This is a genomic window from Vibrio sp. 10N.222.54.E6 (genome assembly GCF_041473955.1).
In the GTDB taxonomy this organism is placed as follows: domain Bacteria; phylum Pseudomonadota; class Gammaproteobacteria; order Enterobacterales; family Vibrionaceae; genus Vibrio; species Vibrio tasmaniensis_A.
The window spans coordinates 36,766-48,634 of sequence record NZ_JBFRTD010000031.1 but is presented as its reverse complement, the minus strand read 5'-3'; the positions used below and the strand labels follow the sequence as shown (position 1 = coordinate 48,634).

10 protein-coding genes are annotated in these 11,869 nt (G+C 42.2%); 4 read left to right on the top strand and 6 right to left on the bottom strand.

Annotated features, from left to right (window positions below; translation table 11 throughout):
* Nucleotides 1-393: 393 nt before the first annotated feature.
* Nucleotides 394-2,133, bottom strand: coding sequence for a bifunctional UDP-sugar hydrolase/5'-nucleotidase (locus AB4513_RS17650; protein ID WP_009845307.1), 1,740 nt, complete (start codon nt 2,131-2,133; stop codon nt 394-396).
* Nucleotides 2,134-2,370: 237 nt separating this feature from the next.
* Between AB4513_RS17650 and AB4513_RS17645 the strand changes: the two genes are divergently transcribed.
* A complete protein-coding gene (locus AB4513_RS17645; RefSeq protein WP_009845306.1) occupies nt 2,371-4,143 on the top strand; it encodes an ATP-dependent endonuclease in 1,773 nt (590 codons plus the stop codon).
* A gap of 191 nt (nt 4,144-4,334) precedes the next feature.
* On the opposite strand, the gene AB4513_RS17640 is transcribed toward AB4513_RS17645, so the two are convergent.
* Nucleotides 4,335-4,829, bottom strand: coding sequence for a DUF1097 domain-containing protein (locus AB4513_RS17640; RefSeq protein WP_009845305.1), 495 nt, complete (start codon nt 4,827-4,829; stop codon nt 4,335-4,337).
* 203 nt (nt 4,830-5,032) lie between these two features.
* Nucleotides 5,033-5,938, bottom strand: coding sequence for a LysR substrate-binding domain-containing protein (locus tag AB4513_RS17635; RefSeq protein WP_009845304.1), 906 nt, complete (start codon nt 5,936-5,938; stop codon nt 5,033-5,035).
* A 282-nt stretch (nt 5,939-6,220) separates the two neighbouring features.
* On the opposite strand from AB4513_RS17635, the gene focA reads away from it, so the two are divergent.
* Nucleotides 6,221-7,672, top strand: a complete 1,452-nt coding sequence (gene focA / locus AB4513_RS17630) for a formate transporter FocA (protein ID WP_009845303.1) — start codon at nt 6,221-6,223, stop codon at nt 7,670-7,672.
* Between the two features lie 351 nt (nt 7,673-8,023).
* Here focA and AB4513_RS17625 read toward each other — a convergent pair whose 3' ends face one another.
* The 3 genes from AB4513_RS17625 to AB4513_RS17615 form a co-directional block, all read right to left on the bottom strand.
* Nucleotides 8,024-8,593 (bottom strand): YceI family protein, encoded by a 570-nt coding sequence (locus AB4513_RS17625; protein WP_102250470.1) that lies wholly within the window; start codon nt 8,591-8,593, stop codon nt 8,024-8,026.
* Nucleotides 8,590-9,129, bottom strand: a complete 540-nt coding sequence (locus tag AB4513_RS17620) for a cytochrome b (RefSeq protein WP_102250471.1) — start codon at nt 9,127-9,129, stop codon at nt 8,590-8,592. Before AB4513_RS17620 ends, AB4513_RS17625 begins: the two co-directional genes overlap by 4 nt.
* Before the next feature lie 184 nt (nt 9,130-9,313).
* Nucleotides 9,314-9,559, bottom strand: a complete 246-nt coding sequence (locus AB4513_RS17615; protein ID WP_017059821.1) for a DUF2164 domain-containing protein — start codon at nt 9,557-9,559, stop codon at nt 9,314-9,316.
* A gap of 289 nt (nt 9,560-9,848) precedes the next feature.
* Between AB4513_RS17615 and AB4513_RS17610 the strand changes: the two genes are divergently transcribed.
* Together AB4513_RS17610 and AB4513_RS17605 are read left to right on the top strand one after the other, a co-directional pair.
* Nucleotides 9,849-10,484: a hypothetical protein gene (locus AB4513_RS17610; RefSeq protein WP_009845296.1), complete on the top strand. Its 636-nt coding sequence runs from the start codon at nt 9,849-9,851 to the stop codon at nt 10,482-10,484.
* A gap of 570 nt (nt 10,485-11,054) precedes the next feature.
* Nucleotides 11,055-11,792: an EAL domain-containing protein gene (locus AB4513_RS17605; protein WP_050395113.1), complete on the top strand. Its 738-nt coding sequence runs from the start codon at nt 11,055-11,057 to the stop codon at nt 11,790-11,792.
* Nucleotides 11,793-11,869 lie beyond the last annotated feature (77 nt).

Here is an 11,869-nt window from a genome sequence, read left to right as displayed (position 1 = left end):
TTTCGTCTATTAAAATTTGCACTAGAAATACAAAAAAGGAGCAAATGCTCCTTTTTGATTGATGCCACCCTATCAAATAGACACTCGAATTGATTCTAAGAATAAATCTGCTAACCAAATTCACGATGGCACTGCGTAGTTACACTGCAAAACGATCAAGTTATAACTCTGCGCAAATTACAATCTTGCGTAAATTACAATCCTGCCGTCGGTATCAAATACACTAACGCAGACCAAACCGATACCCAACCAACCACCGCTACTGCATCTAACCAATCTTTCTTATCCATGCTTATCTCCACAAGAAGTGTGACCTGCAGGAATAAAGCATAAACAGTGCCAAATTTATAAACAGCTATAACTAATAATGTTAAGTGCAATCATTGATGCTGATTATCTAAAACACTCCATGCAATTCAGCGGTTCATTGTGTTTAAGAGACTCTGGGTATTCTTGTAGAAACTCGATAAAACAGTCTGCCATAGAATCGGTCGTCACCACGCCATCACCTATCATATCTAAGACGGCGTTATAGCCCTCTTTTCCTTTCATGGTGTAGGCTGACGACGCGCCTCGGTAAATTCGGTCACGAGAAACTGGCTGCCAACCGGATGTTTCAGAGTGTATTTCTAAATGGTGAATCCTATGCCCTATAGGCGCTTCTTTGTGGTAGCAGAACCTTAGATTATGAGTATAAGGAAAGCTGCCGGAACCTGTGCCCACGACACCATTATCGATCGCGTTATTGATTGCACCTTCAAGCATGCCAGCGATCGTTTCACCTTTTACTTCATACACACCAATGGGTACGGCAAACGGTAGTAGTTTTCCGGCAATATCGGCAACGGATACATCACCACTATTGAGTGAATTTCGCACTCCACCAGAGTTGTGAATCGCAAATTCAACCTGATGCCCTTTTTTGTTCATTAGGTAGTGAAATGATTGAGCAACCAAGGGCGCAAGCTGACTTGGACCTTTCTCATCCGGGATCCGAATATGGCGCAGTGTTGTGTCTGCATGAGCAATCACTTGTTGCTGAAGCTTTCGAACTCTCGGCTGGTATTTATCCGTCAGAATACTCTGCAGCTCAGGATCTTTTTTACACACTGCAATATTAGGGTGATTATTTAAAAACTCACATGCCATGTCGTGGGCATCGTCTTGCCCTACTTCACTCAATTTCGCGTCTATAAACAGTCGACGGCCTAACAGCAGTTCGTTCTTACCGTTGAAGTGAGTCACTTTGCCTTCAGCATCGAACTCGATTTCGCAGTGTCCTAGGCTCATGGCGTGGAAACCCGCTTGCACAACATAGGTGTCATCGACTTTCACTCCGTAATCATCATCTTTAACTAAGCCAATATCAGAGAAATCACCTTGTAAGCGATGACTATGACCACCAACAATGACACCAATACCTGTTACGTTGGCTGCTAACTCTAAATCAGCTTCGTAACCAAGATGACTAAGTAACACAATCTTGTTGATACCAGCTTTATGAATCTGCTCAATGGTCGCTTTTGCTGTTTCTAAAGCATTTTCAAATGGTGTATCGATATCTGGATTGGCAATGCCTGCCATTTTGTCGATGCTTAAGCCGAATATTGCAACCTTCTCGCCATCAAACTCTTTCGTTATAAAAGAGGCACTTCGCGTTACAGTCAGATAGGGTTTAACAATTTCGTTGTCCGCTAAGGTATGAGTTTTATTGATATCCTCATTCGATAGATTCCAGTTACCGGCCAACAGTGGGAATTTGATTCTTTTCGCGAAAATCGCAACGGGCTCATTACCCATATCTAGCTCGTGATTGCCAAGCGTCATGGCATCTATATTAAGGGCATTCAACAAATCGGCGTTGGCTTTTCCCTTGAATAAAGAAAAGTACAAAGTCCCCTGGAAGCAGTCACCAGCATGCAGGAACAGGGTTCCAACCTTCTGACGCTGGGCATCTTGTTCTATTTGTTTGAAGCGTGTTGAAATTCGAGCAAAGCCACCAGTACTGACATAAGGTTCAATGATGTGGTTGTTCATTTTAAGTGATAGCTGTAACGAGGTTGGTTCAAAGTATGAGTGGGTGTCGTTGATGTGTGCCAACACTATTTTTGTCGGCTTATTCTTTTTAGTCATATTTTCTTCTCTCTTTGTCCCTTCATACTAGGTCGAGAATCATGACAGAATCGTGAATTTTATGAAACTGCACTGCAAAAAAATACTCGAGATAGATCGAAAATCTCATTTTGCACCGTATAAATAACAACGGGTTTTGTGACAGGTGAGCATACCAGATTTGTGTTTTTCGATTATGATTAAAGATATCTGTTAGCTTTCAAACAATTAGCAGAGCCTTCCGTTAGGAGTAAGCCTATGCAACTAGAAAGAATCGAGATTTCTGGCTTTCGAGGTATTAAGCGCATGTCTCTTGCGTTTGATGAGCTAACCACGCTTATTGGTGAAAATACTTGGGGTAAGTCTTCATTATTGGATGCCCTTTCCGTCGTTCTCCCTTCAGACGGAGTTCCATATCACTTCGAAATGACCGATTTCCATGTCGATTACTCAGTTTCACATCCACAGTCTCAACACCTTCAAATTGTTCTCGCATTAAAAGCCAACGATAAAAGTGAGCTAAATGCAGGACGTTATCGCAAACTCAAACCGGTGTGGGTTCAAGACGAGTTTGGTGTTTTTCGTATCTATTATCGAATCAGTGCCACGTTAGAGCAATATGAAACGACCACACACTATGCATTTTTGGGGTTGGACGGAAACCCTCTCAAGCTTCATCACTCAGAAAAGCTCGCTCAAGAATTAATGACGTTACACCCTGTAATTCGTTTGAGAGACGCAAGGCACTTCGATCGCCCTTTCAACGGCAATTCACTTAACCACAATGCTCATCTACCGGGTAATGTTCACACTAACACCGTTCATGCTAGTAACGGGCACGCTAATAATGTGAGTGGAAATGGTAACGGCCAGAGTCAAACAACCAATGGTAATGGCAGCAATGGAAACGGAAATGGGCGTCAGGCAAGGATAGAAAAACGCATCGACAACACCTGCCGTCGCCTTATGGCGATACCCGGACATGTTAATAAAGGTGAAATGCGCAGTAGTCTTGAGTCGATGCAAAGCTTAATAGAACACTACTTCTCATTTAAGAGTGTCTCACGTAAAAATCCGAGAAAACCGCGTGATGGGTTACTTTACTCAGCAGGTGCGAACGACAAGAGCATTCATCAATTGGTCGAAGAGACCAAAAACAAACAAACTCGCTTATTATTCATGGGGTTACTTAATGCCTATTTGCAAGCAAAAGGGCCAAATGACTTAAGAAGATGTGCTCGCCCTCTTTTGATCCTTGAAGATCCAGAAGGTCGATTGCACCCAACGCACTTGGCAAGGGCTTGGAGCTTGATGCAAAAGCTGCCCATGCAAAAAATCCTGACCACCAACAGTGGCGATCTACTTGCTGCTGTGCCGCTTCAATCGATTCGTCGTTTGGTACGTCAGTCAGATAAAACCATAGCCAACCAGCTCAATGTGAACCACTTCAGCAAAGATGAACTTCGTCGAATTGGTTTTCATATTCGTTTTCACCGGTCCGGCGCTCTGTACGCTCGCTGCTGGTTGTTGGTAGAAGGTGAAACCGAAGTCTGGTTGTTTAACGAGTTAGCCAACCAATGTGGGTATAACCTTGCTGCGGAAGGCGTTCAAATTATTGAGTTCGCGCAGTCTGGTCTTAAAGCGCTCATTAAAGTAGCGCAAGAGTTTGGCATCGATTGGCACGTGGTGACTGACGGAGACGCTGCTGGTAAGAAGTATGCGGCGACTGTGCTATCTAAACTCGGTAATGATCAAGAACGACATCGCCTCACAGAACTGCCTGATAGAGACATAGAGCACTACTTGTACATGAATGGGTTTGAGAACTTTTTCAGAGACATGGTTAAGATTCCTTATGATCACCCTATTCCAGCGAAGAAAGTTGTGGCGAAAGTTCTAAAGAAACACGCAAAACCAGACCTGGCTTTAGCGATCGTGTCTCATTGTGAGAATCAAGGACAAGACTGTATTCCATTGTTGTTGAGATGGACTTTGAAACGCGTGATCACCATGGCAAACGGAAATACCTAGCTTCTTGCTTATCTGATAAGTGCTATTAGTTCTTCTGTTGATAATTTCTTGAATTGATTAAGAAACCAAAAAAGGCACACCAAGTGGTGTGCCTGTATAAATCGATATACAAATTAATTGGGGGTTATCTTGCAAGAGTTCACAGTGACTAAACTAAGGTTAGGTTAACGAATTAAGGCTAGGTTAACGAATTAAGCCTTCGCTTGCTTAGCGTGTGGTTCAACCGCTTCCGAAGATTGAGTCGATTTTTCGTGAAGCCAAAGCCCCGTTGCTTTCATCAAGTATCCAAAGACACCACCAAGCAGTAAAGATGGCACGACAAGTTGCCAATCGCCGCCTGCTGCAAACGTCGCGCAGCAACCAATAAAGGTCCCTGGGATATAACCTAGCCACGCTTGTTTGGCTTGAATACACATAAAGAAAGCGACAATAGCGGTAATCATATAGCCTAAAATCTCTAACCCTGCGAAGGTCGAGCTTTCGATAATCACCATTGCCCAGAATACGCCAGTCATGTTGGTCAATAAGCTACCTGCTAGTCCTTTAACGCCGCCTGTTGGCGAAGCAAAATAACTGGTGCAACCTAAGAAACCGGCCCATGACAGCAAGCCGAAAGAGATAGCTATCCATCCCCATAGACCTGACAAAATACCTGTTGTTAATGAAATCGCGACTAATGTACTCATACTATTTCTAAAGCCTAATTACGAAATTCATCGCACCGGATTTAGCCTCACTTAAAATCAAGTAAGCATATTATGGGAAGAACGCCTTCTTTTAGCCGATCATGATCACATTAATAATGTACGTTAATGTGCATTTATCACCAGATAGAGACCGAAATCGCTTATTCAACATATTAGGTTATCAGCATATTATCAAATTACCGTTATAGAACTGACGGTTTGCCTTTCATCATGCGCTTGCCTTCTCGCTTAATACATTCAGCAAGTGGGTTTTCTGCCATATCCGCACGCCAAATAAACGAAAGCGTACGTTCCATTTCAAGCTCAGGAACATTCAAAGTAACGAGCTGGCCAGATTCAACAAACTGCTCGACATCGAGATAAGGTAAACACGTTAAATATGGGCCGTTTGCTACCAAACTTCTTAAAACAGGAACGTGTTCATATTCTCGCCAAACATCAAGATCACCAATTAAATGATGAATAGAGCTATCAAAAACTTTGCGAGTACCTGAACCATGTTCACGCAATACCCACTTCGCTTGTTCTAGTTGCGCCAAACTGACACGTTCACGCTTTGCAAATGGGTGATGAGCCGATGCAACCACCGTTAAATGGTCGGTACACCACACTTCTTGATGAACTCGGTTATCGTCACAGCGACCTTCGATAACGCCAAGGTCATATTGGTAATCTAATACGCCATCTATAACCGCATCGGTACTTTGTACACCAAGCGAGATTCGCATCTCAGGAAAGTCGTTATCAATAATACTGATGAGGTCTGGAACCAGGTGTTCTGCCGGGGTTTGGCTCGCACCGAGTTTGAGCTCTCCACTCAATAAATGCTGCTCGTAAAAACCCATTTCAATTTGCTGTGCATCTTGCAGTAAACGCTTCGCTTTTGGCCTAAGCCACATGCCCCAATGAGTGAGCGCCATTTGCTTGCCCTGCCTTTCAAACAAAGGCCTGCCGAGCATTTTTTCCAATTGTGCAAGAGACATACTTGTCGCCGACTGAGTCAATGCAAGCCTATCAGCTGCCTGACTTACGCTTCCCGAATCTGCTACCGCGTCAAAGACGGCGAGTTGCTTTAATGAATAACGCAAAATCTATCCTTAATTCTTTTAATAACTTATGTCCTGCTGCTCGTTTTTGTTAAGCCGATGAGCAATCAATTTCATTCTACGCCTAACCAAATCTATATCAATATTTTTGATGTGGTTTCTAAAAATTATCAATTTTACCTCTACCCCTCAACCCCCTAATCTGGAATGGCAGGACACAACGAGCCCTGCAAAACATTACTGATTAACCATGATTAACCATTACGGATTAACCAAGTCATTAACACTAGGAATTACACATGACGGATTGTTCAAGGGGGGGATATGGCAACCAGCACTTCTGAAAATCAGCAACTGTTCTCGCCAACAGAAATGATGGCGGAAGCCGAGAAATTTGCATTAAGCAAAGCAAATAAAACCAGCAGCATGACATTGAGTTTGGCAATCATGGCTGGCGCATTCATCGGGCTTGCTTTTTTATTCTACATCACGGTGACCACAGGTAGCGCTGATGCAGGATGGGGATTAAGTCGCTTAGCCGGTGGTCTTGCATTCAGCATGGGGTTAATCCTGATTGTTATTTGTGGTGGCGAGCTATTTACCAGTTCGGTGTTATCAAGCATTTCATGGGCTAATAAGCAGATAACCTTCACCAAGATGCTGTCTATCTGGGGCAAGGTATATGTAGGCAACTTTATCGGTGCAATGTTCCTACTGGCTTTGGTAAGTGCAGCAGGCTTATATCAACTGGATGGCGGGCAATGGGGCTTAAACGCTCTAAACATTGCTCAACACAAGCTACACCACAGCCCTGTTCAAGCTTTCGCTTTGGGTGTGCTTTGTAACTTACTAGTGTGTTTAGCAATTTGGTTAACGTTCAGCTCAGCTAACGCCATGACTAAAGCAATGATGACCGTATTACCCGTTGCAATGTTCGTTAGCTCAGGCTTTGAACACTGTGTGGCGAATATGTTTATGGTTCCATTAGGCATCACAATTCAAGCATTCGCACCAGAGAGTTTTTGGATGCAAATTGGCGCAACATCAGCCCAGTATGCAGACCTGAACATCATGAAATTTGTCACTGCAAACTTAATACCAGTGACATTCGGCAACATTGTAGGTGGTGCGGTATTGGTCGGCTTAGCCAATTGGAGTATCTACCGTCGCCCGCAGCTTAAAGCGGCAAAAATTACAGCAATAACTCAAACAACAGAAATTACGTCAGTTAAGGAAACCACTATGAACACTACAACTACTATCAAGCAAATCATGAACACTCAACCAATTACACTGAGCGTAGAAATGCCTACTTCAGTGGCGATTGATTCACTTTTAGATGCTCAACTTGTTAGCGCTCCTGTTTGCGATGTTGAAGGCCGCCTAGTAGGTATCCTCTCTGTTCACGACGTAATGGTTGACCTTTGGTGCCAAGACTACATTCCGACTAAAGGTCAGAAAGTGGTAGACCTAATGAGCCGTGACGTAGTGGCTATTGATGCAAACGACAAACTGGTCGATGTTGCTGAGTTCCTATGTATCGATAAAGAACAACTGTACCCGACAACAAGCATGGGCTATGCCACTCGCCTGACCTCTCTTTCTTTAGAAGAGCGTGCAAAAGCGATGAAAGTAAGCCAACCACATATGCTTCCAGTGCTAGAAAATGGCGTAATGGTCGGTGTGATGACTCGTACTGAAGTTATGCAAGCACTACGTCCAATCTATGGCGACCGCCTAAACGTGGTTCCAAAGGCTGAACTAGAAACGGCTTAACTAGCGACTGTTTACAAAGCAAGCGTTTCATTAGAAACAAAGTAACGAATCGTAGGCTGAACTATTAGGGATTAGTCGTTCAGCTAGATAACTCAGTCATTGCAACGTTGACTGGCAGAGGTAAATGGTGGCTTAAGACGCAGTAAAAGGTTTGACACAAAACAGACCTAAACGCGTGGCCATTTACCTCAATAAAAAAGGCGCAAAGTGAAAACTTTGCGCCTTTCTCTATATTCTAGCTGCTTTGCTACTTTCCATATGACTAAATAACCGGCTAACAGCCGACCTATCTCGTATCGACTAGGATTTTGATCTTTCTAAATATGTTGATAGCGATTATTGATAGCTAGATTACTTCTTTACACCTTCAACATGCAGATCCATGTCGACATAGCTTGAAGCGCCCATTACTGGGATATTGAAGTCAGCAAGCTCTAGACGAGTTGTACCAACAAAACCAGCACGCTCACCGCCCCATGGGTCTTGACCAGCACCGATGAATTCAGCTTCGATAACGATAGGCTTGGTTACACCGTGAAGTTTAAGGTCACCCATAACTTCAAGTTTGCCGTCGCCTTTATCAACCACTTTTGTGCTGTTGAATGTCGCATCAGAAAACTTACCAGCATTGATGAAATCACCACTACGGATGTGCTTATCACGCTCTGCGTGGTTTGAGTCAAGGCTAGTTGTATCAACCGTTACGCTGATTTTAGACGCTTCAACGTTGCTCTCATCAAATGAGAAGTCACCTGAGAATGTGTTAAAACGACCTTGGATAAAGCTGTAACCTAGGTGGCTAACTTTGAAGTTAACTGAAGCATGCGCACCTTTTGTATCAATCACGTAATCAGCGGCGTTCGCAGCGAAAGGCATTGCCATAGCAAATGCTAATCCTGTAGCGATAATTGACTTTTTCATTTTGAAGCTCCTATCATTTTTCGTAGCGTATCGTCTTTGTCGATAACGTGGTGTTTTATCGCCGCTAAGGCGTGCACTGATGCCATAATGATCAGTACCCATGCAGCATAGTAGTGAACCGTTCCTGCGAGATCAGATTGGTTTGCAAATAGTTCACCCATACTTGGTACAGTGAACCAATTGAATACCTCGATCCCACGGCCATCTGATGTCGAAATCAAATAACCTGAAATAAATAAAACCGCTAAGTTAATGTACATAAATCCATGAGCGATCTTCGCCGCTACAACTTCATAGCTTTTACCTTCCACATTAGGTGACGCGGTAACTAGCTTCCAAAGCAAGCGGATAATGGTAACGGCAGCCAAAAGAATGCCTACCGAACGGTGGTAGTCTGGTGCTGTTTTGTACCACTCACTGTAGTAAGAAAGATCAACCATCCATAGGCCTACACCAAATAGGCCAAATATTGCGAGTGCTGAGATCCAATGCATTGCTCTTGCTAAAGGATTGTAATTTTTGACGTTGTTGTTCATGCATCTCTTCCGAATGTTAACGTGTCGTGTAGTTTTGAAAAGCGTACCCTACACCAAGTTTGCGTAACATATTATTTACCAAGTTTTACATTAGTTACATCATTTCAAATTAAACGAGTTATTCAAAAATTTTGAACAAGTTGCTTTATGGACAAATTTCTTTGTCGAACAATCGCTTGCTGAGTTATATTTCAACGATTTGTTCAATTTCATAGAGCTCATCTGATATGTCTAACATCTTACGTTCCATCACTTTTTGAGCGTCTTCTATCCCCTTGTTGTAATACACGGCTCCAAACTTTTTACTGATGAAGTCGACTAAGAATTCAGTGTCGAACTGACCAAGCTCTACATCGAGCTCATCTTGTAGGTACTTTTGAAGTGTATGAGTGAGTTCGGATTTTTGCTTTGAATCTAATTGAATGGTCATGGGTGTTTCCAAATAAAGAGTATGTAGAACAATTGTGATTAGCCGACTAAGCTATAATTTCGTTAGCTCACTGCAACTCTGCCAATCAGTTCAAGTTTTCTAACTAGCTATAATTCCTCATAATTTAGTTTACAGACCAGTAGAGTGCCAGTGCTATCCATAAAATCGCTCAGTAATGGTTAATTTTGATAGAGGGATCAAGAACTCGCACTTTGACAATAGGTAATGGCGCCGAAATTACCGTACTATTGCCCATCAATAAGATAGCAACCGTGTATAAGAGGCTTCATTGTTATTAGATCTGGTGATTAAAAGCGTCAATCAGTTTCAAGACGATTGCTTGAAACTTTGTGAGCGTCATTACCCTACCGTACACAATCAAGGGATCAGTGAACATCACATAGGCAAAGCGTTTGCGAGACGAATGGAGCACACTTTCGTTAGCTTCAATCATGCAAGCAACGTAAGCCCACTAGAAATGCTCTCTTCTGGTGAAACGCCACGACATTTCCGAATCTCTTCTGAAATTGGTACCGTTTGGATGATTAGCCACCATATGGTGAGCGCAGGAAAGACTTGTCGTAAAAAGTTGATGCTGGACATTCATAACTGGCAGCAAGAGTACGGATTTGCCATTCAACCCAATGACCTATTGATTATTGTCTCCGACCATTGGATAAGTCGAAGCAAAAACAGTGGTGAACTCTTGCATTGGTGGATGGGGGAACTCCCAGACCAGATTAGCGACTACAGCCTACAAGGTATCACGCTAAGAGAGAGTGATACTCAATTCGCAGATGATTTAAATAGTAACTTCAAAATCAGTCCGTGTTTTATCCGATTCGCTCACCCGCTAAAACGCTCTGGAAATCAACAACTAGTTCGTAAATACCTGCAACTTTATGCGGTAATACAATGGCAGTAAAATACAAGCCAATTTTCAATTTGATATATAACGTAAATAATTATACCTACACTTTTATTTTATAAAATAACACCTATATTCTACACATTTATTATCCGGGTTCTCCAGTTTACTAATTAATAACTTAACAACCTCAATATTAATTTTGAGAGACAGACATCATTTTTGTGTAACCACGAAGATCTATTTATTTTATTATTTTGATACTCCCCCAGAATGTAAGCCTTTAACCATATTTATTTCAGGTGTATAAGTGTTAAGGCTTTATATTGATAGGGTTGATATGATATAGGTTACTCAGACATCAAATTCACTGAACCTATAAAAAAAGCTAATCAATATATATCATTGATGCATAATGACCTTTATCATCCTGATTTTTCGCTGACTTTAATTATTTAGATGTTACCGTGACAAATTAATTTTTATTAATTGACAATTTATCAACACCTGTCAATATTATGACAACTGTGATGTATATTCTCGTCACTGAATAAACACCTTTTATTAGCGATTATGATTTTATCAGACAGAAGTGAATTTATTAGTTGTATATCTGTGAATGCCGATATGCAGTTTATTGCGAAATACCAAGACTTAACACTTACAAGTGTCTACCAACCTATATTTGATTCTTCTTTGACTCAGATAGGCGTAGAGGCTTTGGTTCGTATTTCCAATTGTAAAGGTGATGTCGTTCGCCCAGATCACTTCTTCCATTCAGACGAAACCTCATACACAGACAAAATCAACGTAGAGAGGCTGAGCCGAGCCATTCACATCCGTAACTTCGCACAATCGACGGTCCGTCACTTAAACCTTTTTTTGAACGTTCTTCCAAACGTTGGTGAGTTGTTTGCATCAGAAAAAGTAAAAGACACTCTGTTAGCTAAACGTCTTCACGAGCTTAACTTATCGTGCGAACAAATCGTCATGGAGTTGGTCGAACTTAATGTAGAAAGTGAAGAACGTTTAAAAAACGCGGCCCACTCACTTGCAGATAATGGTTTTCAAATCGCGGTTGATGACTTTGGAGCACAGGCGTCAACAGAGCAACGTGTTCGTCATATCACTCCTCATATCATCAAAATCGATCGCTCTGTGATGTTGGATTTTGAAAACGGTGATACTCAAAAAATGGAGTTAGTAGTTAAGCTTGCCAACCAAATCGGTGCAAAGACGGTCATCGAAGGGATAGAAACCCAACAGCAACTGACTGCGATGCAAAGTTTAGGCTTCGATATGTATCAAGGCTATCACTTAGCCATGCCAAAGCCGATTGAGTTGGATATCCGCCTAGCAATCTAGAGTCTGGCCCCTATTCTCTAATATACCGGAAGCCGCTTTACCATTGCCTAACGACTTTTGTAATACCTATCTTTTAA

Coding starts and splice junctions, on each gene's coding strand:
- AB4513_RS17605 (WP_050395113.1), top strand. CDS start 11,055: ATGCAGTTTATTGCGAAATACCAAGACTTAACACTTACAAGTGTCTAC.
- AB4513_RS17620 (WP_102250471.1), bottom strand. CDS start 9,129: ATGAACAACAACGTCAAAAATTACAATCCTTTAGCAAGAGCAATGCAT.
- AB4513_RS17645 (WP_009845306.1), top strand. CDS start 2,371: ATGCAACTAGAAAGAATCGAGATTTCTGGCTTTCGAGGTATTAAGCGC.
- AB4513_RS17615 (WP_017059821.1), bottom strand. CDS start 9,559: ATGACCATTCAATTAGATTCAAAGCAAAAATCCGAACTCACTCATACA.
- AB4513_RS17650 (WP_009845307.1), bottom strand. CDS start 2,133: ATGACTAAAAAGAATAAGCCGACAAAAATAGTGTTGGCACACATCAAC.
- focA (WP_009845303.1), top strand. CDS start 6,221: ATGGCAACCAGCACTTCTGAAAATCAGCAACTGTTCTCGCCAACAGAA.
- AB4513_RS17640 (WP_009845305.1), bottom strand. CDS start 4,829: ATGAGTACATTAGTCGCGATTTCATTAACAACAGGTATTTTGTCAGGT.
- AB4513_RS17625 (WP_102250470.1), bottom strand. CDS start 8,593: ATGAAAAAGTCAATTATCGCTACAGGATTAGCATTTGCTATGGCAATG.